The organism is Lentibacillus kimchii (assembly GCF_042666895.1).
Lineage (GTDB): Bacteria > Bacillota > Bacilli > Bacillales > Amphibacillaceae > Lentibacillus > Lentibacillus kimchii.
The window spans coordinates 176,303-201,079 of record NZ_JBHTGR010000001.1 but is presented as its reverse complement, the minus strand read 5'-3'; the positions used below and the strand labels follow the sequence as shown (position 1 = coordinate 201,079).

The following is a 24,777-nucleotide window of genomic DNA, read 5'->3' as shown; positions in this document are numbered from 1 at the left end:
CCACCCCCAAGATTAATTATCCCAGCAGCGATTTGATTTTGGTAGCGAACCCCGCATCCAAAATAGCAACAGCTACCCTCTGGGATTTTCCAACCGCATTCGATAATGTGTCCCGATCGTCGACAATATTATATGGTATATCGAAAGTATGGCATTTATTTGTTATTTTTTTTCGCGTCCGGGGCCCGACATCATTTGCCAGCAGAACGAGTTCTGCACGCCTTTTTTGTATATCCTGCACAATGGCGTCCTCTCCCAGTGAGCATTGCCTCGCGCGATGGGCCAGTCCGACAATGTTAAGATAGTTATTTTTCATCTGGACCGTCCGTAACAAACTGCCTTAATTCTTCATACACCGAAGAATCAATGGCCGTATCAAGCTGCCGGCTTAGTATGTCATTTTTTTCGGCTTTGTCAATAACAGCCGGGTCATTGGAGAGATAGGCACCACGGCCGTTTTTTTTGCCTGTCGGGTCAACAAAAACGTCGCCTTCTTTATTGCGTACGATACGGATCAAATCTTTTTTTGGTTTCAATTCATTTGTGACAACACATTTCCTCTGTGGTATCTTTTTCTTTTTGACCATGCCAATGCCTCCTTATTCAAACAAGTCTTCATCTATGTCAGAATAGGACACGCCGGCCAGATCATCGTCATCATCGTTAATAGCCGAATAGGAAAAGGCTGACTGACTATCGTCCGCTTCATCAATAAGGCCTTCTTCAAGTGCTTCGGATTCACTTTTGATATCAATTTTCCAGCCTGTCAGTTTTGCGGCCAGACGAGCATTCTGCCCCCGCTTGCCGATGGCCAGTGACAATTGATAGTCCGGAACAACCACAGTTGTTGCCTTATCATCCTCATCAACCAGCACGTCGACAACTTTAGATGGACTCAAGGCATTGGACACATACACAAACGGATCCTCGGACCATTCAACAACATCAATTTTTTCACCTTTTAATTCGTCGACAACGACCTGAATCCGCTGCCCTTTCTGTCCGACACATGAACCGACAGCGTCAATTTCCGGATCATCAGCATGCACAGCTATTTTGGAACGGTCACCTGCTTCTCTTGCAACCGATCTGATTTCAACCGTCCCGTCATATATTTCTGGCACTTCCATTTCAAACAAACGCTTCAATAATCCGGGGTGGGACCGTGAAATATAAATCTGCGGACCCTTACTTGTGTTTTCGACCTTGTTGACAAACACTTTCATGCGGTCGTGCACATAGTACTCTTCTGTAGGCATCTGTTCAGATTCAGCCAATTTAGCTTCAATTTTACCTAAATTGACATAAACAAAGCGGTTATCCTTGCGCGAGATAATACCGGTCATGACATCCTCTTCCCGATCAGCATATTCACTGAATATCACACCGCGTTCAGCCTCGCGAACACGCTGAGTGACAACTTGTTTAGCGGCCTGGGCAGCTATTCGCCCGAAATCTTTCGGTGTCACTTCAACTTCGATAACATCTTCAGCTTCATAATTCGGATCGATTTCCCGCGCTTCTTCAAGAGAAATCTCCTCCTGAGTATTTTCCACTTCTTCAACAACTGTTTTTCGGGAATAAACACGCATTGATGCCGATTCTTCATCAATGTCAACCCGGACATTTGCAGCTGAGTTAAAATTCTTTTTGTAAGCAGAAATCAAGGCGGCTTCCAAAGCCTCCATCACAATATCTTTATCAATGCCTTTTTCTTTCTCTAAATAATCAATTGCATCAAATAGCTGACTGTTCACTTTGTCATTCCCCCTTCACAATGATACCGCCAGTCTGGCTTTGGCTATTTTTTGATACGGTATAGCAACCTGTTTGTTATGGCCTTGCAGGTTATAAGCTATAACGGCTGTTTCATCGTTAAATTCGTGCAGCGTTCCTTCATACTCCTTGTCGCCGTCAATGGGTTCATAAAGTTTAACGTAGACGTTACTGCCCACATTTGCGGAAAAATCCTGTTTAGATTTAAGCGGTCGCTCAACACCTGGTGATGATACTTCGAGAAAATAAGAACCTTTAATCAGATCTGACTGATCGAGCTTGTCACCTAATTGTTCAGAAACTGTCGCACATTCATCAATATCAACGCCGTTTTCTTTATCAATGTAAACACGAAGGAACCAATTCTTCCCTTCCTTTACATATTCAACATCAACCAATTCCAACCCTTTTTCCTGCAGAATAGGTTCGGCTAATTGTTCTGTTGTTTGAACAACTTTAGAACTCATAGAATCCTCCTTATTCAGTTGTTGTTAACCTTAATATAAACCACACATAGTGCATATTATTTCAATTTAAGACACTTCTTAATATAAAACCCCTGCCAGAGGATGGGCAAGGGAAGCTGCGTGGTGCGAAACCAGTTGTATGAATAACGAGTGGGCAAAACCCACTCGTTAGTCCTGCAAATTCCATACTTTAGAACTATAGCATACGTAACGTGATGTTGCAAGAAATGTAATGTCTGACGTTGACAGTCAAAGGCGCTCCGCTGCTTAAAACAGAGATAACTGGTTTTGATCAGCCATTCCTTCAAGACAGCCATGGTTATCCAAATATTCCAGCACCGTTTTGGAAATTTTGCTGCGCTGCCGCAAGTCTTCTTTGGACAGAAACTCACCATCTTCCCGCGCTTTAACGATATTGATAGCGGCATTGGTTCCAAGACCTTCAACAGCATCAAATGGCGGTATTAACGTATAGCCATCCACAATAAATTCGGAGGCTTTTGATTGATACAGATCCACCTTCTGGAATGAATAACCCCGCTCACACATTTCCAGCGCTACTTCAAGGACTGTGAGAAGACTTTTTTCTTTCGGCGGAGCATCATTCCCTTTGGCCATGATCTGCTCGATACGTTTCCTGATCGTTTCGGAACCTTTGACCATCGTATCCAGTTCAAAGTCGCCGGCTCTTACGGAAAAATAGGCGGCATAGAAATAAATAGGATAGTGCACTTTGAAGTACGCGATTCGTACAGCCATTAACACATAAGCTGCTGCGTGGGCTTTCGGAAACATATACTTGATTTTTTTACATGACTCAATGTACCAATCAGGAACACCGTGATTTTTCATTTCCTCTATCCATTCATCTTTCAAGCCTCTGCCTTTGCGGACATATTCCATAATTGTAAAGGCAAGTGATGAATCAAGCCCCTTATACAGCAAGTAAACCATAATATCGTCCCGGCAGCCGATAACATCCGGCAATTCGCAAATGCCGTCATTAATCAGCTCTTCAGCATTTCCGAGCCATACATCTGTACCATGTGACAGCCCGGAAATGATAACCAGCTCGGCAAAGGTGCTCGGCTTCGTATCTTCAAGCATTTGCCGTACAAACCTGGTTCCAAACTCCGGAACACCCAAAGTCCCCGTTTTACAATTAATTTGTTCAGGTGTGACACCTAATGATTCGGGTCCGGAGAAGATTTTCATGACATCCTCATCATCAGTTGGAATCGTTTTGGGATCAATTCCGCTCAAATCCTGAAGCATGCGTATAACGGTCGGATCATCGTGACCGAGTATATCTAATTTTAATAAATTGTCCTCAATCGAATGGAAATCAAAGTGTGTCGTCTGCCATTCGCTATTCCGGTCATCAGCCGGATATTGAATCGGCGTAAAATCAAAGATTTCTTTATCCTCTGGCACAACGATGATGCCTCCTGGATGCTGGCCAGTTGTTCGTTTGACACCTGTACAGCCCTGGACAAGACGATCAACTTCTGCATTTTTATAAACTAATTCATTGTCGGATGCATAGCCTTTCACATAGCCATAAGCCGTTTTGTCGGCAATTGTGCCGATTGTTCCGGCACGATAAACCTTCTCTTCGCCAAACAGAACCTTGGTATAATTATGAGCAACTGGCTGATATTCGCCGGAAAAATTCAAATCAATATCCGGCACTTTATCCCCTTTAAATCCAAGGAATGTTTCAAATGGAATATCCTGACCGTCTTTCGTTAATGGTTCACCGCATTCCGGGCATGGCTTATCTGCCAAATCAAATCCACTGCCGACGGAGCCATCTGTTATAAATTCATGATGATGGCACGTCTCGCAGACATAGTGCGGCGGCAAAGGATTGACTTCCGTTATTTCAGACATCGTCGCAACCAGCGACGAGCCGACTGAACCGCGCGAACCGACTAAGTAGCCATCATTAAGCGACTTTTTGACCAATTTATGTGAGATTAAGTAAATGACCGAGAAACCATTTCTAATGATACTGGAAAGTTCGTTCTCCAGCCTGTCAGTTACGATATCTGGCACGGGATCACCGTAAATTTGTTTAGCACGGTTATAACAGAGATCGCGTATCTCCTGGTCAGCTCCCTCTATCTTGGGTGTAAACAAACCATCCTGCACTGGCGAAACGTCATTGATTGATTCTGTGAGCCTACTTGGATTCGACACAACAAGTTCGTTTGCCTTGTCTTCACCCAGAAACTGAAAACTTTCCAGCATTTCATCTGTCGTCCGAAATGGTGTGTCCGGCAGCGTCTGACGGTTCAGAGCATTGCCGGGCTGTGACGAAATTAGAATTTGCCGGTAGATTTTATCATGGTCTTCCAGATAATGGGGATCACCTGTTGCGATGACAGGCTTGTTCATACGTTCGCCCATAGCCGTCATTTTCGCGATAATATCAAGAATTTGCGACTCATTCTGGACAAGTTCCTTTTCGATCAGGTGACTATAATTCGCAGGCGGCTGCACCTCGATATAATCATAGAATTCAGCTGCTTTTTCCGCTTCATCAGCTGACTTCTGCATCATCGCTTCAAACACTTCGCCATCGTCACAGGCGGTACCGACGAGAATTCCCTGGCGCAATTTCTGCAGAACAGATCTTGGTATACGCGGGACCCGGTAAAAGTAATTAATATGCGCATAAGAAACAAGCTTATACAGATTTTTCATGCCTTCTTGTGTCTGCGCCAGCAAAATGCAATGGGAGGGACGCGACCGTTTGTAAGCATCACCTTCACCCATATGACTATTTAACTGCTGATGGTTGGTGATGTCCTGATTCAGCAATCCTTTAACGAGTTTCCAGAGCAAATAGCCGGTTGCTTCAGCATCATAAATAGCCCGGTGATGCTGGGTAAGTTCAATATCCAAATGCTTGCACATCGTGTTCAGGCGGTGATTTTTAAGGGTTGGATACAAAAACCGGGACAATTCAAGCGTATCGATCACCGGATTAGTCGTTTTAGGATAATCAATCCTTTGGAATCCCTGATCCAGAAAGCCGATATCAAAGCTGGCATTATGGGCAACGAGAATACCATCAGCCATCCACTCGTGAAAGTCTTGTAACACCTTGCCGATTTCCGGCGCGTCCTGGACCATATCATCTGTTATCCCGGTTAAATCAGTTGTTGTGTCCGCTAATGGGTGATGCGGATTAGCGAACGATTCAAACCGGTCGATAATTTCTCCCTGATAGACTTTCACAGCTGCAAGCTCAATGATTGTGTCATAAACGGCGGAAAGCCCCGTTGTTTCCACGTCAAATACAACATACGTCCCCTCAGCCAAATCAGCATCCCGTTCGTTATAGGCAATGGGCACACCGTCATCAACTAAATTTGCCTCGACCCCATAAATAACCTTAATATTATGTTTCTCCGCGGCTGCGTGTGCTTCCGGGAAACCCTGCACACCACCATGATCGGTAATCGCCACTGCCTGATGCCCCCAGCTGGCAGCTTGTTCAATCAATGTCGTTGGTGACATCACAGCATCCATTTGACTCATCGTCGTATGAGCATGAAATTCGACACGTTTACCGCCCTCTGGTGCCGTGTCCTGACGTTTTTCAACTTTGACTTCATGGATATCATTTGCCATCATAGCTAATTCATTGGTGTACATATCGGTTTGAATACTGCCGCGCGCTTTAACCCACATGCCTTCTTGCAACAGTTTAAACGTTTCAGCATCTTCGTCACCTTTGGAAAACATTTTGATTTGTAATGAATCCGTATAGTCTGTCACCTTTAGAATCAATAAACTTCTGCCCGAACGCAACTCCCTGATTTCTGCCGAAAAAACGTAGCCCTGTACGGTTATCCGGCGTTCTTCTTCCTGAATCTCCTCCATTTGGGCAGGTTCATCCTGTATTTTGTAGCCAAGCATCACCGGTTTATCCTGGGCTTCCTTTTGTCTGGCCTGATCACGCTTTTCTTTCTCTTGAACAGTCTTTAAGACAAGTTCCTGATCTTCCTTCGCCTTTTGTTCCTTAAATTTCTGCAGTTCATCTGTTTCCGCTTTGACATCCACCTGCAAACTAAAAGGCGGTGCGCCGATTTTTTCACAAAAATCCTGAAAAGGCTTTTCAAGGCGCTTTTTAATGGCTTTGCCCTCCGCGTCACTTCTTGCCGTTAACATAAGGTTATTATGTTTAATCTCAGGCGTCTGCTGGGATACAAGTTCTTTATAACCTGGCGATAAATCGGAAATGGACTGAAGAAACTGCGACCAATAAGCAACAATTGTCTCACTATCTGTCTGTTTTTCCACTGTATATAAAGTCAAATCAATGGCTGCAAATTGTTTAAATGTCTCCTGCAATCGGGATGAGAACAGCGCATATACGTCAGTCGGCAGCAAATGGTTGACTTGTATATGAAAATGCCAAAGCTGTGTTCGTTTATGCACTTCCAGCTTAACTAATTGACTGTCCTGAAAATGATCACTGACAGTCTCTTCGGGAATCCCCAACTGCTGCAGCAATAGTGTCATTTTTTCCTGTTTTGAGATACCCATACGTACTTCCTTTCGATTTTTAATGACTGATGTCCATTATAACAGAAACCCTTGCCGAAAGATGCAGACAAGGGTTCGATGCCTTTTATAAAAGACTTCAGGGATATGGCAGGCCGCGCTATCGTGTCAACTGCTGATAAACAGTCATTTAAACGCTCTTACCAGGCTGTCTGGCGCTACAAAAATAACCGCTGTATATCATTCCACGTGACGACAATCATGAGCAGCATCAAAAGAGCAAAGCCGATAAAATGAACAACGCCCTCTTTCTGTGGATCCACCGGCTTGCCGCGAACAGCTTCAATCCCAACAAACAATAAGCGGCCGCCATCCAGAGCTGGAATTGGTACTAAATTCACAATTCCCAAGTTCACACTGAGAATCGCCGTCCACATTGCGAATGTCGCGAAGCCTGACTGGACAACCTGATTCGTCGCGTCATAAATACCTACAGGACCGGACAGAACTTCAAGAGAATATTGGCCGGTAACGAGTTTAAACAGATTTGTCAGAATCAGTTTTGTTGTATCGTAAGCTTTTTCAAATCCATACGTAAATGACCCAAAGAACGATCTCTCAAATGCATGGTCAACACCTACCTGGCCAATAGCCATCCCCTGTCTTTCTAATTTATCAGGTGTTATGGTCACCATTTCCGTGCTGTCATCGCGCTGAAGTGTCATTGATAATTCGTCTCCTGGATGATCCTGGACGATTTTTGTGAATTTATCCCATGTGCTGACGGGGGTGCCATCAATCTGAATGACTTCATCCCCAGACTGAAGGCCAGCCGTATCAGCGGGACTGTCTGCTTTAATATCAGTTACTTTAGCTTCGTCGACAGGTATACCCTGGACTAACCCAATGACAATGAAAATAACAATGGCCAGCAGGAAATTCATCATAGGTCCTGCAAACAGCTGCATAGCCCGTTTACCGGTGCTTTTTGAGGCGAATTGTCTGTCATAAGGAGCAATTTGCGTTTCTTCCTCATCCATTATAAAAGAGGCTTTGCGATCCACCTCAAACGTGAATTTTTCATCCTCCTCATCCGGTTCATACCCTTCAATGACCAGCTCATGATCCAGGTCAGTATGTTCCAGCTCGACAACACGTGCCTGAGGATGTTTTGCTTTGTTATTTACAATAATTTTATTGACATTTCCCTCGTCATTAAATTCCAATCCGACCTGCTGACCTGGTTTCAGATCAATAATTTCCGGGTCGTCCCCGGCCACTCGCACATAACCGCCAACGGGGAGCAAACGGATCGTATAAACCGTCTCATTTTTCATGAAAGTGAATACCTTTGGTCCAAATCCGATAGCAAATTCACGTGCCAGCATGCCGGCCCGCTTGGCAAAAATCAAATGGCCGAATTCATGAATAAAAACAAGCAGACCAAACATACAAATAAAAGCTATGATTGTGGTCAATCGCAGCACCTTCCTTTTGATAATAAGGGTAAGGATTGAACGTTTCGTCCGAATCGATTATCGTCCTGAAACAAACAATTGCCGTTATCCTAGGCAAAAAATTGGATGACATGAAGCAGTGGTAAAACAAACACAAGGCTGTCCAGCCGGTCGAGAATACCGCCATGACCCGGCAGTATTTTTCCGGAGTCTTTCACATCATAATGCCGTTTGTAGGCAGACTCCACCAGATCACCAATCTGACCGGCCGCTGAAGTAAGTATCGTCACCATGATCACCGTTATCATACCATACGAAAACGGGAAGACAATATGAAAAACAATGCCAACAATGACAGACAGAATGACACCGCCAGCTGCCCCTTCAATCGTCTTATTCGGGCTGATTTCCGGCCAGAGTTTGTGCTTTCCAAGTGTACGTCCGCAAAAATAAGCACCTATATCCGTCGTCCAGATCACAAGCAGCACATAAAAGATATTGGTCAACCCCGTAACGCCAGTACCATCACGAGTTACCATCAGGTAGAAAAAGCCCATTCCGACATAAATAACCGTCAATAGGACAAAACCAGCATCGTCAAATGTAAATGTATTCTTAGACAGCACCGTATATGCCAGTAAAAGTAATGCCAGCACTGTGATCATTTCTGTTTTATGAAAGGTTTCCAGAAAATCAGCTGATCCAGGCAGCATAATAAGCCATAAACCTATAACAGCAGCGATTATCGGAAAAAAGCTCATTGTCCGGCGCATACGGACCAACTCTAAGAGTGCAATCGAGGCGAGCAAATAAACCAGCACATTAAAGGCCGTACCGCCAATCACGACAAAAGGTATAAAAATAACAAATGCTGCAATAGCTGTCAGAATGCGTTGTTTCATATCATGTTCATCTCCTTAAACGCCGCCGTATCGCCTTTTCCGTTGCTGATAATCAGTAAGAGCCTGCCTGAATGTATCTGCCGTAAAATCGGGCCATAAAATATCTGTAAACCAGAGTTCAGAATAAGCACACTGCCATAACAGAAAATTGCTCAGACGCTGTTCACCGCTTGTGCGGATTAACAAATCCGGATCCGACAAGTTGTTTGTGTAAAGATACCGGGACACCACATCCTCATCCAGTTCATCGAGTGAGAGAGCTGAATCATCCACATCCGCAGCGATTTGTTTGATCGCTTCAATCATTTCATATCGGCTGCCATAGTTTAGAGCAAAATTCAGTAATAAACCATCATTCATCATTGTCTTAGACTTAGCGTCATTCACAGCATCTTTCGTATGATCTGGCAGAACAGTTGAATCACCTATTGTTTCAACCCGTACATTATTTTCGATCAGCTCGGGCAAGTAGATATGTAAGAACTCTTTCGGCAGACTCAGCAAATAATTCACCTCTGACGTTGGCCGCCGCCAATTTTCTGTCGAGAAAGCATATAATGTCAGAGTTTCGATATCGCTGTTGGCTGCTGCTTTGGCCACGTCACGGACAACATCCATACCTGCTTTATGACCAGCTATGCGCGGCAATCCCCGTTTTTTGGCCCATCGTCCATTACCGTCCATTATCACAGCGACATGCCTTGGCATATTATCTGAATCAGATGTTTCATTCGCCTTCGATTCTTTCTGTTTAAAAAAGGGAATTTTCATTGACATAATTTGTCCTCCGATATCACTGATAATGCTAACGCACTCTGCAATCCTAACCACCGTTAACTGCCAACCAGCTAATAACAGGCCAGTGTATTTTTCTATTAGGGTAAGTCACCATTATATCACGTTCAGTCAAAGATTTTATAAAGAATTCCTTAAAATATAAGAAAAACCTGACTCAGAGTGAATCATTTAGAGTCCAGCGCTTTTCTTGTATTTTAAACAAAACAATGGTTTTCAAATTCGCTAAACCAAGATAGATGCTGGAAACAAAGGGGCTGGGACAAAAGAGTCTCTTATCAAACAAGCTTGAATAACTAGATTAACCTGGCAGGACCAATCATTTGCTCCGGAAATGGACGTCACTTTCCGCGGGTAGCTGGTGAGCCTCTCTTCCCGCAGGAGTCAACGCATATTTCCTCCCGCCAATCTTAATATTATTCGTCTTCAGGATTGATAAGTACCGTTATGTCCCAGCCTCGTTGCATCTTACCTGCTCAAGGTCACTTAAAACGCCATTATTTCTTTTTCCTTATCTTTGACAAGATCGTCAATTTTCCCAATATGCTTATCGGTTTCTTTTTGCACATCGTCATACGCTTTCTTCAGATCATCTTCCGATAAGTCACCATTTTTTTCGTCTTTTTTAAGCTGGTCGTTGGTTTCACGACGAATATTTCTTACTTGCACACGCGCTTCTTCGGCATATTTCCCGACAACTTTCGTTAACTCTTTGCGGCGTTCTTCGGTGAGTGCAGGAATATTGATACGAATGACGCTGCCATCACTGGACGGGGTTAAGCCTAAATCGGCCTTTTCAATGGCTTTTTCAATGTTCGATATGGCTGATTTATCAAAAGGTGAAATGACCAGGAGTCTTGCTTCCGGTGCTGATATATTCGACAACTGATTCAACGGTGTTGCCGCACCATAATAATCAACCACGACACTGTCCAGAATAGACGGATTGGCCCGTCCGGCCCTTACAGTTGCCATACTTTTTGAAAAAGCCTTTACGGCCTCTTCCATATTATTCCTTGTATCTTTTATTATTTGATCGGACATGATCAGTCCCCCCTTATTCTTGTGCCAATAGGTTCTCCTTGTACAACACGCCTGATATTGCCTTCTTCAGTTATGGAAAAGACGATTAATTGAATATCATTATCCATGCAAAGGGAAGATGCTGTCGAATCCATAACACCCAGACCTTCATTCAGCATTTGCATATACGTTATCTCTGAGTATTTTTCCGCATCCTTATTTAATTTCGGATCATCTGAATAGACGCCATCAACGTTATTTTTAGCCATGAGGATAACTTCAGCTTCGATTTCCGCAGCTCTTAATGCTGCTGTTGTATCCGTTGAGAAATAAGGATTTCCTGTTCCTGCAGCAAATATAACAACGCGCTTCTTTTCGAGATGGCGGATAGCCTTTCGTCTTATATAAGGTTCTGCAACCTGCCGCATTTCAATGGAGGTTTGCACACGTGTAGGGATACCATTTTTCTCCAGGCTGTCCTGAAGGGCCAGGGAATTCATAATCGTTGCAAGCATTCCCATGTAATCGGCTGTCGTACGATCCATTCCCATTTCACTTCCGATTTTGCCGCGCCAGAGATTACCGCCTCCGACGACGACAGCCACTTCCACACCTAGATCAGCAATCTCTTTTATGTGCAATGCTATCGACTGAATGACGCTTGGCTCAATGCCATTGCCTTGTTGGCCGCTTAACGCTTCGCCACTTAATTTTAGTACAACTCTGCGATATTGGGGTGTCGTCATGATTACCTCCATCGGAATGATTTTTTTCAGCATTAAGCTGTTTGCAAGCCAAAAATGAGCAAAGGAGGAGACAGCCTGATTGTTTCTTATCTCATCTTACTTTATTGCTTCATTTGATTCTTGACTTCTTCAGCAAAGCTTTCTTCACGCTTTTCAATACCTTCACCGACGTCGTAGCGGACAAATGTACTGACGGATGCCCCATTATCAGCGACATATTTTTTCACTTTTTGATCAGGATCTTTAACAAAATCCTGCTCCAGCAGACAAATTTCCTCAAAGAATTTATTGAGACGGCCTTCAACCATTTTCTCTACGATATTCTCTGGTTTACCTTCTTCGAGTGCCTGCGTTTTCAGGACCTCGCGTTCATTGCTGACTTCAGCTTCCGGCACGTCCTCTTTTGATACATAACGCGGGCTGACAGCAGCCGCATGCATGGCAATGTCTTTTGCAATACTGTCATCCTGAGTGCCTGATAGCAGTGTCAGAGCACCAATTGAACCACCCATGTGAAGATAGGTGCCAAATGCTTCATTGTCTGTCTTGTTCAGAAGTGCGAAACGGCGAAGAGAAATTTTTTCACCTATTTTCCCGACAGTTACATTAATATATTGTTCGACTGTATCGCCATCCTGATTGCCGTGCAGTTTTTGCTGCAATGCTTCATCGACTGTTTCAGGTTTTTGTTTAACGATATGAGTGCCGATTTCTGACAGCAATTGTTTAAACTGATCATTTTTTGTAACAAAATCTGTTTCACAATTGACTTCCAGAAGTACGGCTGTATTGCCATCTACTTCGATATGGGCCATACCCTCAGCTGCAATGCGGTCAGCTTTTTTAGCTGCTTTAGCCATGCCTTTCTCGCGCAGAAATTCCATGGCGCTGTCCATATCGCCATCCGTTTCCTGCAGAGCTTTTTTACAATCCATCATACCTGCACCGGTTTTTTCGCGTAGATCTTTAACCAATTTGGCCGAGATCGCCATAATGATTCCTCCTTATTGTTATAAATAATGCGTTGTAAAAAAAGGTGATAAAAGGCTCTCATCCCCTTATCACCTGTCCTTTTACAACCTACTCTTTATTCGTTTCAGCTTCCTCAGAGGTGCTTTCAGCGTTCTCAGCATTTTCCTCTTCCGGCTTTTCCTGTTCTGCTTCAGACTGAGCGTCATCCGCAACTTCTGTTTCTTCACCTTGTTTTACTTCCAGAATGGCATCTGCCATTTTAGAAGTCAGCAGTTTGATAGCACGGATAGCATCATCGTTTGCCGGGATGACATAGTCAATTTCATCCGGATCACAATTGGTATCAACCATTGCGATGATTGGAATGTTCAATTTATGAGCTTCAGCGATCGCGATGCGTTCTTTGCGCGGATCAATCACAAACAAGGCATCCGGCAAATGCTCCATGTTTTTAATGCCGCCCAAAAATTTGACAAGGCGATCTTTTTCTTTCATCAATCCCACGATCTCTTTTTTCGGAAGTACTTCAAATGTACCGTCTTCTTCCATACTTTCAATATCTTTAAGACGTGTAAGACGTGTGCGGATTGTTTGGAAGTTTGTTAGTGTGCCGCCCAGCCAGCGCTGGTTCACAAAATACATACCTGAACGGGTTGCTTCATCCCGAACTGAGTCCTGTGCTTGTTTTTTCGTTCCTACAAACAGAATTGAACCGCCATTCGCAGCGATATCCTTCACATAATTATAAGCTGTATCCACGCGTTTAACTGTTTTTTGCAGATCAATGATGTAGATACCGTTACGTTCTGTGAAGATATATTTTTTCATCTTCGGATTCCAGCGGCGAGTCTGATGGCCAAAATGCACACCAGCCTCAAGTAATTGTTTCATTGAAATAACTGACATTAAAAATTCCTCCTAATGGTTTTTTCCTCCGCTTCAGATCATTTTTGTATAAAGACCAAAATGAATGGCACCCGATATACAAATCACCGAGCGTGTGTAGTCATGTTTAGCTTCGAACGCAAACACAGTTTTACACCAAAATAAATATATCATAACAATTATACCCAATCAAGTATTATTATAAGCCTTCTGATTCATTTTAATAATCAATTCGGCTTCTGTATGACCACAATTATGCTGACGAGCTATCTCCTCGATGCTGAACCCTTTATCGTGGAGCTGCAGGATTTTAGCTTCAAGTGATAACGCTGTTTCATCTGTTACGCTGTCCGTTTCGGGCGTATAAGGATTTTTTGTTTCTCCCTCTGTTTCAGGCTGTTTAGAACTTTCCTTCTCTCCCGCAGGTTTTGTATCATTGCCTGTCGCCGCAAGCGTGTGTTCCAGCTCCCTGTTCTCCTGCTTAATATCCTGTAAAGATTGTTCAAGAAGTTCCGTCACTTCTCTGGCATTGTCCTGCTGCAGCGACTGAACCTGCTTAAACAATTTATAAATAATCGATAATGTTACCACGTGTAAGCATAAACTTAAAAAAATCAGTATTGACGTCATCATACCCCTCGATCCATCATTTTAATCATCCATTATAATTTAGCATGCATTGTATTTGAACGATACAGATTTTGGATTATGCCGTCTTTTCGCAAGTCATGTATTGGCTTGGATTTTCTGCAGTGACTTTCGCAGTTTAAATATAGCTTTTCGATGTATTTGTGATATTCTGGACGTCGTCAATTCCAATACGCGACCAATTTCTGTTAATGTCAGTTCTTCTTCATAAAATAGACTGACCACCATTTGTTCATTTTGATTGAGATTTTGCATGCTTGAAATCAGTTCATTTTTCAGTTCCGATTGCAGCATTGATTTATCCGGCTGTAATGCATCCTGATCTGGAATCGTATAGCCAATGCCTTCTTTATAATCATTGTTTGGTTTCTCTTCAATGGATAAAATATTCGCTGCCAGTGAATGCTTTACAGTTTCCTCCACGTCTTCCATTGACAATTGCAGCTTCTTTGCAATTTCTTCAGACGTTGGCTCGCGCTGATAGACTTGCTTCAATACTTGTGATGTTTGTTCTACTTTCTTCGATTTCTCCCGCATAGATCTTGGCAGCCAGTCTTCTTTTCGCAGTCCATCAATAATAGCACCACGAATACGAAAGGAGGCATATGTATCAAATTTCAATTCCCGTTTATGCTGAAACTTTGTCAGGGCATCATACAATCCCAGCATCCCGAAACTTTTTAAATCATCCTTGCTGACATTAGGCGGAAGATGGCTGCCGATCCGTTCAACGTGAAAGCTGACCAGATACATATAATAATAAATTAGATCATTCGCAGCCTTCGAGTCATGATTTTCCAGCCACTTCTTCCATAATGATTGGATCAGAGGAGGTTCATTTGTCGCCATACTTCAAAGCTCCCCCTTTACTTTAAAAGCCAGACTTCTGCAGTTCAGTATCAAATAATGGTTTCACCTTTATAAACCGTGCGAATGCTCAGCATCCCATCTGCTGGATTAAATTCAATCGTTCTGCCGGAATGTCCCCCAACATCCATAGCTTCGGGCGTTATATGATGACGTAACAACGCAGCCTGAACAGCCTGTACATTTTTGTCGCCAATTGAATCCTGGTTAGATGCAGAATCAAACATTTGGGCTCCACCAGCCATTTTAGCCTTTAAGGCATATTTGCGGGCACCAATAGAACACACTTCGTCCATTAAACTATCAACAGCTGTATCTGCAAATTTTAAAACATTCTTCTGAGACTGTTTAGCCAGCTTCGAGTCAGGAAGCATAACGTGCGCCAGTCCAGCTGCCTGTTTAGTCAAATCATAAAGAATCACACCAACACAGGATCCAAGACCAGATGTTTTGATCCTGTCTGGTGCCCTGACAGTTTGTAAGTCAGCAATCCCAACCTTTATTATTGTCATCTTTTCACTCATTTCCGGCCATGCCCAGTGCTCTAAATAATGTGGCTAATGATTCCGGGTCAGGCAGGAATAGAAATTGCCCGTTAACCGGATTTTTTTGCCCGCTGTAACGTATAACCGTGTCAACGATCAGCACATAATCGGTCGATCGTGATACGTCAATAACAGCATCGGACAGAATCGCCCCGGCCATATCAATCTGCAATTGCGGTACCGATGGCTGAATATGCAGTCCGGTGAAATCAGAGATTGCCGACATATAAGATCCGGTCAGAATGTTGCCGATCTCTTTAAAGACAGATGCTCCAAAGAGATTTGTTTCATCCTGATCAATTAATTGAACATGCTGCTCATCCGACGCATACTTGACAAAGGTCTCGGCTTCATCAACAGCCAGCATAAAATAAACTTTGCCGCAAACGTCACCGGATATATGAATCAGGGTGCTTGCGACCGGACTATCCGGTCCCCCCATCCAGTCCAGGATATCTGCAAACGGAACAATATCAACAAACGGGACCTCCATATCTATTTTCTTATTCATTAAGGATGACATAGATGTAGCAGCGTGTGCTGCCCCAATATTTCCTGCTTCCCGCAGAGCATCCATTTGCATAGCAGACAGACCATTACCTTTATCCATTTACTCAACCTCCTGCTGATTTGATTCAATTCTGTGCATCTTCTCCAGTTCAGACCGCTGGGACAGCGCCAGCAATTATTAGTCACAATCGCGGGCGTGCTAAATGATGTATCAGACCTCCGATTTGCTGAATTGGTACACTATAGGTGACCAGCCGTGTATCCATGGCAGCTTTCGGCATACCATAGACGACTGACGTTAGTTCAGACTCAGCCACGATAACCGCCTGCTGATCTTGCATTTTCAGCGCCTTAATGCCTTCTGACCCATCACGTCCCATTCCGGTTAAAACAGCACACATTTTTCGGACATGCTGCAAACGGGCGAGCGATTCAAACAATACATCGACTGACGGCCGCTGTCCATGCCGCTTTGCATCCCGGGTCAGTTCAATTGAATAGTCAGTCCCGCTTTGTTTGACGGTCATATGATAATCACCCGGTGCGATATAGGCTGTAGCCGGTTCAATGATTTCGCGTTGGGTCGCTTCTTTAACACGGATAGCCACTGTCTGATCAAATCTTGCAGCAAGTGACGCTGTAAACCCTGGCGGCATATGCTGAGCAATTAAAACAGGTGCAGCGAAATCGCCGGGCAATTCAGCCAGCACACACTCAAGCGCTTTTGGACCGCCTGTTGAGGCGCCGATTCCAGCAATCGTGTTGAACTGTCTCATCGTTTATCACCTGACATGAACATTTTCAGTTTTTGCACAAAGGATCGCGATAATTGCTCATTTGTCGTGTCATCACGCAGGTAATCACTTGTCAGCTTTCTCATGGCCCGCGAAACAGCAGCTTTATCATTTAACAGGATATAAGGGACTTGCTGAAGAACAGCATCTGAAACTGTGCGATCATCTGGCAGTGTTCCCAGCAGCCGAATATGATGGTTAAGAAATTGCTGGACGACACGCTGGAATCTCACAAGCGCTTTCCGGCCATTTTTCACAGACGGGGAACGATTCATAATGAGCGATATGGGCATATTCCAGCGGCTGTGGACAATGTGCTTGATCAGTCCGTAAGCATCTGTAATGGAGGTCGGTTCAGGGTTAGCTACCACCATGCATTCATCTGAAGCCATAACGAATGTCATGGTCTCTTCTGATGCTCCTGCACCCATGTCAAAAATAATATAGTCATATAAGTATGTAACATCGTCAAATGCCTGAAAAAAATAATCCTGTTCTTCCGTACCCAGCCTAAAGAAGTCATTCAAGGCTGATCCCCCTGCCACATAGGCCAGTCCAAGGGGACCTGTTTCAATAATATCCTGAATGGCTGAACGATTGGCAAACATATCAATAATTGTTGCTTTCGGATCCAGACCAAGCAGGATATCGAGATTGCCCATGCCAATGTCAAGATCAAACAACAACACTTTTTTATCGTGATGCAGCAGATCCAAAGAAAAATTTAAAGCAACATTTGATTTACCTGCGCCGCCTTTTCCGCTTGCAATGGCGATTGTTCTGGCTGTTCGTTCAGATTGATTGTCTGCAAGTTTCTGCCTTAGTTTGCTAGCCTGATCACCTGTCATGCCTATCACCTGCGATCAAATCACTAATTAATCGCGAAGACGGCTTCACGATATCGTCCGGCACGTCCTGGCCATTGGTCAGAAAAGCCACACCCAGACTATTTGGCAAAGCAATATTCAATATACTCCCATATTCGCGTGTTTCATCCATCTTGGTGAAAACGACCTGGCTGATCGGCAAATGCTGAAACTGTTCATATATGGCTGTCATATCTTTAGCCTTGGCGGTCAGGGAAAGCACCAGGCAAGTACGGGTGCTCGCGTTAAAAGTAATTGTCTGCTGCAAATCCTGAACATGTTTTTGTTCCATAAAATTCCTGCCAGCTGTGTCAACCAGAATTAAGTCGCTGGAAGCCAGTTTTTGGACAGCTGCCTGATAATCCTCTGCATTATAGATAACTTCCAGCGGGATATTTAGAATCTGAGCGTACGTGTTTAATTGGTCAATAGCTGAAATCCGATACGTATCAGCTGTCATAAGCGCTACTTGTTTTTGTTCATTCATAAGCGCCGATGAAGCAATCTTAGCAATCGTGGTTGTCTTACCCGCCCCTGTTGGGCCAACAAACTGAATGATTTGCTGTCCCTGCAAATCTGTGCCGTGATTCAGTGTGCTTAATTGTCTTTCAATTTCAGAGCTCACGTCCTGCCAAATACGCTCCTGATCCTCTAGCAGGCCGTTATTTGTTTCATGATCACGGATCACATTCTCCATTAGATTCTGTGCCAGCTTTTCATCAACTTCCTGCGCCAGCAAATGATGATAAATAACCTGATAGTCCGGCGGATAATCTGCACCGTCTGCTGTTTGCGTTTCGACCAGTTTCCGCAGCTGTTTCACTTCATTTAAAACAGGATCATTTTTTGAAGGCGTTTGCTTGTCTGTTGTTTTAGTCACAGCAGCCGCTTCCTTCTTATGGTGGTTTTCATGTTGAGACTCAGGCTGCGGCTGGGGGTCCAGTGCAGCAATCACCTCGATATGCCGCTTTTTAAACAGTCCCAGGAAACCGCCCCGGAATACGTCTCTTGAATTTAAAATAACTGCCTGAGAACCAAGTTCTTTCCGAATACGATCCATCGCCTCAGGCATGCTCGGCGCTACGTACTTCTTCACCTTCATTCTGGATTCACCACCCCAATACTCTGTACGTTCACACTAGGCTCCAGATCGTTATAAGATAACACGGCGACTTGCGGCAGGAATCGTTCCACGAGCTGCTGCAAGTACATTCTAACGGCCGGTGAACATAAGACAACAGCTGTTTCTTCCTGCAGTGTCATCTTTTCAGCTTCAGCGTGAATGGCCTTGACAATTTGCTCCTGTGAATCCGGATCCAGTGCTAAATAATTGCCATACTCTGTCTGCTGAATATTTTCTGCAATCATTTTTTCGACCTGACCTGATACGGTGATAACATTTAATGCCATATCATCACCCGCATACTGTTTGGTGATTTGCGGTGCCAGTGCCTGTCGGGCATATTCGGCAAGCAGATCTGTATCATTGGTCATTTTGCCAAAGTCAGCAAGCGTTTCAAAAATAACCGGCAAATTACGTACGGACACGCTCTCCCTGAGCAATTTGGCCAGTACCTTTTGAATGTCACCAACCGATAATGGTTCGGGTGTCACTTCTTCGACCAGAATCGAATAACTTTCTTTCAGATGATCAATTAACTGTTTTGTTTCCTGACGCCCCAGCAGTTCATGTGCGAAACGCTTGATAACTTCAGTAATGTGAGTTGAAACAACTGACGGCGGATCGACAACTGTGTAGCCGGACAGTTCAGCTTCATCCTTATCATCTTCACTAATCCATTTAGCGGGCAGCCCAAACGCCGGTTCCTTTGTATCGATTCCCTCAATTTCTTCATCGTCCATTTCCGGTGACATGGCCATATAATGATCCAGCAGAAGTTCGCCGGAGGCCGCTTCATTTCCCTTGATATTCAAACGATAAGCGTTCGGCTCCAGCTGAATATTATCCCTGATCCGCACGACCGGTACGACAATACCAAGTTCAAGTGCCAGCTGCCTGCGGATCATCACAATCCGGTCAAGCAAATCGCCGCCCTGATCTTTATCGGCAAGCGGTATGAGCGCATATCCAAATTCAAACTCAATCGGATCCATATTTAACAGATCAACGACATTTTCCGGTGTGTTCATTGACTCGGATTGCTCAACCTGCTTGTCTTCTTCAGATTCGGATGCGGCCGGTTCTTCCGTTTGCCTTTGCAGTGTATACCCGCCTAAAGCCAGTAAACCAGCAATGGCAACTGCTAAGAAAAAATTGATCGGGGTGAAACTAAGGAGAAAGATCGTTCCTGCCGCAATAAACAGCAATTTTGGAAATTGCAACAACTGACCTGTCACTTCACTTCCTAAATTACCCGTTGTTGTTGTTTTGGTAACGACAATACCGGTTGCGGTCGCAATGAGCAAAGCAGGCATTTGACTCACCAGGCCATCCCCAACTGTCAAACGCATATAAGTATTCATAGCTTCGGTGAACGTAAAATCCTTCTGTACCATACCAATGATTAAACCAAAGATAATGTTGATTAGAACAATTATAATTCCAGCAATGGCATCGCCTTTAACAAACTTGCTGGCACCATCCATTGCGCCGTGAAAATCAGCTTCTTTTTCCACCTTCTCACGGCGTTCCTTGGCCTGCTGCTCGGAAATGAGCCCAGCATTCAAATCCGCGTCAATGCTCATTTGTTTACCGGGCATAGCATCAAGGGTGAAACGCGCCGCTACCTCGGAAACCCGCTCTGCACCCTTTGTGATAACAAGAAATTGGATAATGACCAAAATAACAAACACGACAAAGCCGACCAGTGCATTATCACCGATCACAAACGAACCGAATGTATCGATGACACCACCGGCATCAGCTTCCGACAAAATGGAACGCGTTGTTGAAACATTCAGTCCGAGACGGAACAATGTCAGCAATAATAACAGCGACGGGAATATAGAAAATTGCAGGGCTTCCTCCGTGTTCATAGACACTAGTATCACAATCAGTGCAAGTGATATATTACAAAGTATTAAAATACTTAAGAGCCACCCAGGAAGTGGCACAACAAGCATAACAATGATAAGTATAACACCTAGCAAAACGGATAAATCACGTGCTTTCATGATTGGCTACTCTCCTCATGGCCTTAAACTTTTTGCTCTAGTCTGTAAACATAAGCCAGTATTTCGGCTATTGCTTTATAAAATGTCTCTGGTATGACCTCGTCAATTTCCGCAGTGTCATACAGTTCCCGGGCGATTGCTCTATCTTCTACCATCATGACGTCATTGGCTTTTGCAACCTCTTTGATTTTCTGAGCAATCATGTCAGCACCTTTGGCTGCTATGTAGGGAGCAGATGCTTCGGTCTCATCATATTTAATGGCTATCGCATAGTGTGTCGGGTTGGTAATGACAACATCAGCTGATGGCACCTCGCTCATCATGCGTTTATTCGCTATGTCACGCTGCTGCTGCTGCCGTTTGGATTTAATCTGCGGATCGCCTTCCATGTTTTTATGCTCGTCTTTGACATCTTTTTTGGACATTTTAATATTTTTTTCAAAGTCATATTTCTGATAAACATAATCCAGAACTGACAAGCACAGCAACGCCAGACCTGCTGCGACGCCCATGATGATGGTTACTCGTTTGAAAAAGGCGACCGCATTGTCAGCTGTCTTAAAAGCAAGCATGAACAGATCACCTTTAAAAATCCAAATAATCAAAAATGTGGTTGCCCCTATAAAGGTTATTTTCAATAATGACTTTAACAGCTCAATAAGAGCCCGTGCTGAAAAAATACGCTTAGCACCCTGAATGGGATTGATTTTGTTCAGATCAGGTGACAGTGGCTCTGTCGTAAACAAGAAACCGATTTGCGTCAAGTTAGCTGCCAGTCCTGCGAGAATAGCAGCAAGCATAACCGGGGCCAGTACTTTGCCCATTTCAAGCGCCCCTTCTTTCAGCACGCGACCCACTGATTGAGTCGTCACATCCCAATGAATATATTCTGTGAATGTGTGCTGATATAACGACGACAGGTGTTCCATCATAAAGGTTCCCATGGCAAATAAAGTCATAAAACAGAAAAGCATGAGAAAGGCTGTATTGATATCCGTACTTTTTGCCACTTTACCTTTTTTTCGCTCATCCTGGCGCTTTTTGGGTGTCGCCTTTTCGGTTTTTTCCTCTGCTCCAGCAAAAAATTGCAAATCCAGCTGCATTAACCGCATTCTAGCCACCTCCGAACAAACGCATCAAGTCCCTCATAGCCGTGAACATGGTTTCAAAAACATGCTGAACCAAAACAACATACAGGCTGAGAAACAGGAAGATAACGACAAAACTGACAAAAATCTTTAACGGCAGACCAACAACAAACACGTTCATCTGCGGCACCGTTCTGGCTATAATCCCTAAAGCCACATCAACCAGAAACAAACAGCCAACGATTGGCATAGCCATCTGGAAAGCAATTAAAAACATCTGATTAAATGTCTCGATGATAAATTGCGCTATTCCTGCATTTTCAAACGGTATAAAAGCATCTATTGGAATTAGCTCAAAACTATTGAAAATCCCATCTATTAATAAATGGTGACCATTGACCGATAATAGAAACATAAGTGCGATAATATTAAAATACTGACCAATCAGCGGACTCTGGGCACCTGTTTGCGGATCAACCACATTGGCGATGGCAAAACCCATCTGAAAATCGACGAACCCGCCGGCGATCTGGACGGCTGCAAGAATAATATAAGCCAAGAGACCAATCAGCAAACCGACAATAGCTTCCTTCATTAGCAGCAAAAAATACGTGTAATCGACCGGAACGCCGGAGATATCTACTGTATAATACATAATGAGTGCCAAGAAAAATGAAAAACCAATCTTGAACGGTGTCGGTATTGTCGCATATGAAAATAAGGGCAGCGTGACAAAAAATGCAGAAATCCTGACAAAAATAAGAAGGAAAACCGGTATAGCTGAAAGATTAATAAGTTCCAGCATAGGCTACCCTGTAAATTGATTCAAATTCTGATAGAGATTCGCTGTAAACTCAACAACTTGTGTCAGCATCCACGGTCCCAGGAATACGAGACCAACAAAAACGGCAACAATTTTAGGGATAAACGCCAGGGTCTGTTCCTGAATCTGTGTTGTTGCCTGAAATATGGCAACTAACAGGCCGACTGCCAAAGCCAAAATCAGCAATGGACCGGCGACGAGCAAAATAACATAGACACCGCGTTCGGCCAGAGAAATAACAAATTCACTGCTCATGATAAACCACCTGCCTTAAAAGCCTTGCAGCAAGGAATCAGTAATTAAATACCAGCCGTCAACAAGCACAAACAGCAAAATCTTAAACGGTAACGAAATCATAACAGGCGGCAGCATCATCATCCCCATTGACATCAGGACACTTGCTACGACCATGTCAATAATCAAAAACGGCACGAAAATCATAAATCCCATTTGAAAGGCTGTTTTCAGCTCACTGATGGAATATGCTGGGACAAGTGTCGTCAGAGGAATATCCTCAACTGTATCGGGCTGTTCTGTACCAGCATAATCCATAAATAACTCTAAATCCTTCTCCCGTGTATGGGACGCCATGAAATCTTTAAATGGCACACTTGCTTTATTATAAGCCTCTTCCAGCGAAATATCGTCTGCCATAAGCGGCTGCAGGGCTTCATCATTCACCTCATGCAGTGTCGGTGCCATAATGAAAAACGTTAAAAACAAGGCCAGTCCAATTAACACCTGATTGGGCGGCATCTGCTGGGTTGCGAGTGATGTTCTGACAAATGATAAAACAATAATAATGCGTGTAAAACTTGTCATCAGAACTAAAATACTTGGTGCAAGCGATAGAACCGTTAATAAGAGCAATAATTGTACTGACGTCGATACATTGTCTGGGTCCGTTCCTGAGAATATATCCACCAATTCATTCATCGTTATCGTCCTTCTGTTTCGGCTGATTCATTAGCGAATGACGGGTCTTTTTCAACTTATCCAGTTCAGTCGCAAAAAGATCTCTGAAATGATTTGTCTGATCGCCATTATTTTTCTGAGTATTCCTGGATTGAAATAGAGCCGGCAAACGATTTGTCGTGTGATGATTATCCGCATGATCATTAGAAGCCTGATCTTGTTTCACATCATCTTCACTAAGTTCCTGCAAAAGCTGAACATTATCACCGACCCCCACCATGAATACTCTCGATCCAATCCGGAGAAGCTGAACAGATTTATTAGCACCGACTGAAGCACCACCGATATTCTCCAGTCCCTTAAAGTTCTGAAATCGTTTGCTGCGTTTCTGCAAAATCTTTAAAAGAAAATAGATTAATGCTAAGACAAGTACTAATGCGAGTACCATTTTTACCAGATTAATAGCTAATGACCCAGTCTCAGGCTCATCTGCCTTGTTCTCCTGCTCTGTCTCAGCTGGATCAGTCTGTTCGCAGTCGTCATTTTCAATACAGTCTTTGACATTTGATTCAGCTAGCACCACATCTGTTGGGACTGCGATAAACCATAGACCAATCAAACATAGACCAGCCATTATTCTCAGTTTCATAAGACCACTCGTTTCTAGCCCAAGACCTTTTGTATGGCTTCGATAACCCGGTCACCTTGAAAAGGTTTGACAATAAAATCTTTTGCTCCAGCTTGAATAGCATCAATTACCATGTCCTGCTGCCCCATGGCCGAGCACATGATAACGTTAGCATCGGGATCGGCTTCCTTTATTTCCTTTAAAGCCTCTAAGCCATCTTTTCCCGGCATCGTAATATCGAGTGTCACAAGATCTGGCTGCAATTCCCGGAATTGATCAACAGCCTTCTGTCCGTCTTCTGCTTCCCCGATGACTTCAAAATCATTTTTAGTCAATATATCTTTTATCATCATCCGCATAAACGCTGCATCATCAACAATTAAAATACGTTGTTCCATTGTTCTAGCACCTCCCTGC

Annotated in this window: 26 protein-coding genes; all 26 read right to left on the bottom strand. The window is 43.7% G+C overall.

Annotation, left to right across the window (positions count from 1 at the left end; translation table 11 throughout):
• Positions 1 to 16: 16 nt before the first annotated feature.
• The 26 genes from ACFQU8_RS01080 to ACFQU8_RS00955 all read right to left on the bottom strand — a co-directional run bounded on the left by ACFQU8_RS01080 (position 17) and on the right by ACFQU8_RS00955 (position 24,758).
• A complete protein-coding gene (locus ACFQU8_RS01080) occupies positions 17 to 316 on the bottom strand; it encodes a L7Ae/L30e/S12e/Gadd45 family ribosomal protein (RefSeq protein ID WP_382357302.1) in 300 nt (99 codons plus the stop codon).
• Positions 306 to 587, bottom strand: a complete 282-nt coding sequence (gene rnpM / locus ACFQU8_RS01075; protein ID WP_382357301.1) for an RNase P modulator RnpM — start codon at positions 585 to 587, stop codon at positions 306 to 308. The genes ACFQU8_RS01080 and rnpM overlap by 11 nt, the downstream gene beginning before the upstream one ends.
• Positions 588 to 599: 12 nt before the next feature.
• Positions 600 to 1,757, bottom strand: a complete 1,158-nt coding sequence (nusA, locus tag ACFQU8_RS01070; protein ID WP_382357300.1) for a transcription termination factor NusA — start codon at positions 1,755 to 1,757, stop codon at positions 600 to 602.
• A gap of 15 nt (positions 1,758 to 1,772) precedes the next feature.
• A complete protein-coding gene (gene rimP, locus ACFQU8_RS01065; RefSeq protein ID WP_382357299.1) occupies positions 1,773 to 2,243 on the bottom strand; it encodes a ribosome maturation factor RimP in 471 nt (156 codons plus the stop codon).
• A gap of 267 nt (positions 2,244 to 2,510) precedes the next feature.
• A complete protein-coding gene (locus ACFQU8_RS01060) occupies positions 2,511 to 6,803 on the bottom strand; it encodes a PolC-type DNA polymerase III (protein ID WP_382357298.1) in 4,293 nt (1,430 codons plus the stop codon).
• Positions 6,804 to 6,979: 176 nt separating this feature from the next.
• Positions 6,980 to 8,239 carry an RIP metalloprotease RseP gene (gene rseP, locus ACFQU8_RS01055; protein ID WP_382357297.1) on the bottom strand — a complete coding sequence of 420 codons (1,260 nt, stop codon included), beginning with the start codon at positions 8,237 to 8,239 and terminating at the stop codon, positions 6,980 to 6,982.
• Positions 8,240 to 8,328: 89 nt separating this feature from the next.
• A complete protein-coding gene (locus ACFQU8_RS01050) occupies positions 8,329 to 9,120 on the bottom strand; it encodes a phosphatidate cytidylyltransferase (RefSeq protein WP_382357296.1) in 792 nt (263 codons plus the stop codon).
• Between the two features lie 15 nt (positions 9,121 to 9,135).
• Positions 9,136 to 9,897: an isoprenyl transferase gene (locus ACFQU8_RS01045; protein WP_382357295.1), complete on the bottom strand. Its 762-nt coding sequence runs from the start codon at positions 9,895 to 9,897 to the stop codon at positions 9,136 to 9,138.
• Positions 9,898 to 10,401: 504 nt separating this feature from the next.
• Positions 10,402 to 10,959, bottom strand: a complete 558-nt coding sequence (gene frr, locus ACFQU8_RS01040; RefSeq protein ID WP_382357294.1) for a ribosome recycling factor — start codon at positions 10,957 to 10,959, stop codon at positions 10,402 to 10,404.
• A 2-nt stretch (positions 10,960 to 10,961) separates the two neighbouring features.
• A complete protein-coding gene (gene pyrH, locus ACFQU8_RS01035; protein ID WP_382357293.1) occupies positions 10,962 to 11,684 on the bottom strand; it encodes a UMP kinase in 723 nt (240 codons plus the stop codon).
• 101 nt (positions 11,685 to 11,785) lie between these two features.
• A complete protein-coding gene (tsf, locus tag ACFQU8_RS01030; RefSeq protein WP_382357292.1) occupies positions 11,786 to 12,676 on the bottom strand; it encodes a translation elongation factor Ts in 891 nt (296 codons plus the stop codon).
• Between the two features lie 88 nt (positions 12,677 to 12,764).
• Positions 12,765 to 13,562: a 30S ribosomal protein S2 gene (gene rpsB, locus ACFQU8_RS01025; RefSeq protein WP_382357291.1), complete on the bottom strand. Its 798-nt coding sequence runs from the start codon at positions 13,560 to 13,562 to the stop codon at positions 12,765 to 12,767.
• Positions 13,563 to 13,730: 168 nt separating this feature from the next.
• The gene (locus tag ACFQU8_RS01020; protein ID WP_382357290.1) at positions 13,731 to 14,132 is read right to left on the bottom strand and encodes a DUF6115 domain-containing protein; all 402 of its coding nucleotides are present in this window, start codon (positions 14,130 to 14,132) and stop codon (positions 13,731 to 13,733) included.
• Positions 14,133 to 14,267: 135 nt separating this feature from the next.
• A complete protein-coding gene (locus ACFQU8_RS01015) occupies positions 14,268 to 15,038 on the bottom strand; it encodes a FliA/WhiG family RNA polymerase sigma factor (RefSeq protein ID WP_382357289.1) in 771 nt (256 codons plus the stop codon).
• A gap of 50 nt (positions 15,039 to 15,088) precedes the next feature.
• Entirely contained in the window at positions 15,089 to 15,568 is a 480-nt protein-coding gene (locus ACFQU8_RS01010; RefSeq protein ID WP_382357288.1) for a chemotaxis protein CheD, read from the bottom strand.
• A gap of 4 nt (positions 15,569 to 15,572) precedes the next feature.
• Positions 15,573 to 16,211 carry a chemotaxis protein CheC gene (locus ACFQU8_RS01005; protein WP_382357287.1) on the bottom strand — a complete coding sequence of 213 codons (639 nt, stop codon included), beginning with the start codon at positions 16,209 to 16,211 and terminating at the stop codon, positions 15,573 to 15,575.
• 82 nt (positions 16,212 to 16,293) lie between these two features.
• Positions 16,294 to 16,887 (bottom strand): CheB methylesterase domain-containing protein, encoded by a 594-nt coding sequence (locus ACFQU8_RS01000; RefSeq protein ID WP_382357286.1) that lies wholly within the window; start codon positions 16,885 to 16,887, stop codon positions 16,294 to 16,296.
• Positions 16,884 to 17,753 carry a MinD/ParA family protein gene (locus ACFQU8_RS00995; protein WP_382357368.1) on the bottom strand — a complete coding sequence of 290 codons (870 nt, stop codon included), beginning with the start codon at positions 17,751 to 17,753 and terminating at the stop codon, positions 16,884 to 16,886. Before ACFQU8_RS00995 ends, ACFQU8_RS01000 begins: the two co-directional genes overlap by 4 nt.
• A complete protein-coding gene (flhF, locus tag ACFQU8_RS00990) occupies positions 17,743 to 18,873 on the bottom strand; it encodes a flagellar biosynthesis protein FlhF (protein ID WP_382357285.1) in 1,131 nt (376 codons plus the stop codon). The genes ACFQU8_RS00995 and flhF overlap by 11 nt, the downstream gene beginning before the upstream one ends.
• Complete coding sequence (flhA, locus tag ACFQU8_RS00985) at positions 18,870 to 20,906, bottom strand: flagellar biosynthesis protein FlhA (protein ID WP_382357284.1); 2,037 nt, start codon at positions 20,904 to 20,906, stop codon at positions 18,870 to 18,872. The genes flhF and flhA overlap by 4 nt, the downstream gene beginning before the upstream one ends.
• 23 nt (positions 20,907 to 20,929) lie before the next feature.
• Entirely contained in the window at positions 20,930 to 22,018 is a 1,089-nt protein-coding gene (flhB, locus tag ACFQU8_RS00980; RefSeq protein WP_382357283.1) for a flagellar biosynthesis protein FlhB, read from the bottom strand.
• Between the two features lies 1 nt (position 22,019).
• Positions 22,020 to 22,799, bottom strand: coding sequence for a flagellar biosynthetic protein FliR (gene fliR, locus ACFQU8_RS00975; RefSeq protein WP_382357282.1), 780 nt, complete (start codon positions 22,797 to 22,799; stop codon positions 22,020 to 22,022).
• A gap of 3 nt (positions 22,800 to 22,802) precedes the next feature.
• Complete coding sequence (gene fliQ / locus ACFQU8_RS00970; RefSeq protein WP_382357281.1) at positions 22,803 to 23,072, bottom strand: flagellar biosynthesis protein FliQ; 270 nt, start codon at positions 23,070 to 23,072, stop codon at positions 22,803 to 22,805.
• A gap of 15 nt (positions 23,073 to 23,087) precedes the next feature.
• Positions 23,088 to 23,753, bottom strand: coding sequence for a flagellar type III secretion system pore protein FliP (gene fliP, locus ACFQU8_RS00965; RefSeq protein WP_382357280.1), 666 nt, complete (start codon positions 23,751 to 23,753; stop codon positions 23,088 to 23,090).
• On the bottom strand, positions 23,746 to 24,381 hold the full coding sequence (locus tag ACFQU8_RS00960; protein WP_382357279.1) for a flagellar biosynthetic protein FliO: 636 nt from the start codon (positions 24,379 to 24,381) through the stop codon (positions 23,746 to 23,748). The genes fliP and ACFQU8_RS00960 overlap by 8 nt, the downstream gene beginning before the upstream one ends.
• A 14-nt stretch (positions 24,382 to 24,395) precedes the next feature.
• The gene (locus tag ACFQU8_RS00955) at positions 24,396 to 24,758 is read right to left on the bottom strand and encodes a response regulator (protein WP_382357278.1); all 363 of its coding nucleotides are present in this window, start codon (positions 24,756 to 24,758) and stop codon (positions 24,396 to 24,398) included.
• Positions 24,759 to 24,777 lie beyond the last annotated feature (19 nt).

Bases quoted from the DNA above. Each gene is read 5' to 3' on its own strand.
- ACFQU8_RS01080 (WP_382357302.1), bottom strand. From the start codon at position 316: ATGAAAAATAACTATCTTAACATTGTCGGACTGGCCCATCGCGCGAGG.
- rnpM (WP_382357301.1), bottom strand. From the start codon at position 587: ATGGTCAAAAAGAAAAAGATACCACAGAGGAAATGTGTTGTCACAAAT.
- rimP (WP_382357299.1), bottom strand. From the start codon at position 2,243: ATGAGTTCTAAAGTTGTTCAAACAACAGAACAATTAGCCGAACCTATT.
- ACFQU8_RS01060 (WP_382357298.1), bottom strand. From the start codon at position 6,803: ATGGGTATCTCAAAACAGGAAAAAATGACACTATTGCTGCAGCAGTTG.
- ACFQU8_RS01050 (WP_382357296.1), bottom strand. From the start codon at position 9,120: ATGAAACAACGCATTCTGACAGCTATTGCAGCATTTGTTATTTTTATA.
- ACFQU8_RS01045 (WP_382357295.1), bottom strand. From the start codon at position 9,897: ATGTCAATGAAAATTCCCTTTTTTAAACAGAAAGAATCGAAGGCGAAT.
- frr (WP_382357294.1), bottom strand. From the start codon at position 10,959: ATGTCCGATCAAATAATAAAAGATACAAGGAATAATATGGAAGAGGCC.
- pyrH (WP_382357293.1), bottom strand. From the start codon at position 11,684: ATGACGACACCCCAATATCGCAGAGTTGTACTAAAATTAAGTGGCGAA.
- tsf (WP_382357292.1), bottom strand. From the start codon at position 12,676: ATGGCGATCTCGGCCAAATTGGTTAAAGATCTACGCGAAAAAACCGGT.
- rpsB (WP_382357291.1), bottom strand. From the start codon at position 13,562: ATGTCAGTTATTTCAATGAAACAATTACTTGAGGCTGGTGTGCATTTT.
- ACFQU8_RS01015 (WP_382357289.1), bottom strand. From the start codon at position 15,038: ATGGCGACAAATGAACCTCCTCTGATCCAATCATTATGGAAGAAGTGG.
- ACFQU8_RS01010 (WP_382357288.1), bottom strand. From the start codon at position 15,568: ATGACAATAATAAAGGTTGGGATTGCTGACTTACAAACTGTCAGGGCA.
- ACFQU8_RS01005 (WP_382357287.1), bottom strand. From the start codon at position 16,211: ATGGATAAAGGTAATGGTCTGTCTGCTATGCAAATGGATGCTCTGCGG.
- ACFQU8_RS01000 (WP_382357286.1), bottom strand. From the start codon at position 16,887: ATGAGACAGTTCAACACGATTGCTGGAATCGGCGCCTCAACAGGCGGT.
- ACFQU8_RS00995 (WP_382357368.1), bottom strand. From the start codon at position 17,753: ATGACAGGTGATCAGGCTAGCAAACTAAGGCAGAAACTTGCAGACAAT.
- flhF (WP_382357285.1), bottom strand. From the start codon at position 18,873: ATGAAGGTGAAGAAGTACGTAGCGCCGAGCATGCCTGAGGCGATGGAT.
- flhA (WP_382357284.1), bottom strand. From the start codon at position 20,906: ATGAAAGCACGTGATTTATCCGTTTTGCTAGGTGTTATACTTATCATT.
- flhB (WP_382357283.1), bottom strand. From the start codon at position 22,018: ATGCGGTTAATGCAGCTGGATTTGCAATTTTTTGCTGGAGCAGAGGAA.
- fliR (WP_382357282.1), bottom strand. From the start codon at position 22,799: ATGCTGGAACTTATTAATCTTTCAGCTATACCGGTTTTCCTTCTTATT.
- fliQ (WP_382357281.1), bottom strand. From the start codon at position 23,072: ATGAGCAGTGAATTTGTTATTTCTCTGGCCGAACGCGGTGTCTATGTT.
- fliP (WP_382357280.1), bottom strand. From the start codon at position 23,753: ATGAATGAATTGGTGGATATATTCTCAGGAACGGACCCAGACAATGTA.
- ACFQU8_RS00960 (WP_382357279.1), bottom strand. From the start codon at position 24,381: ATGAAACTGAGAATAATGGCTGGTCTATGTTTGATTGGTCTATGGTTT.
- ACFQU8_RS00955 (WP_382357278.1), bottom strand. From the start codon at position 24,758: ATGGAACAACGTATTTTAATTGTTGATGATGCAGCGTTTATGCGGATG.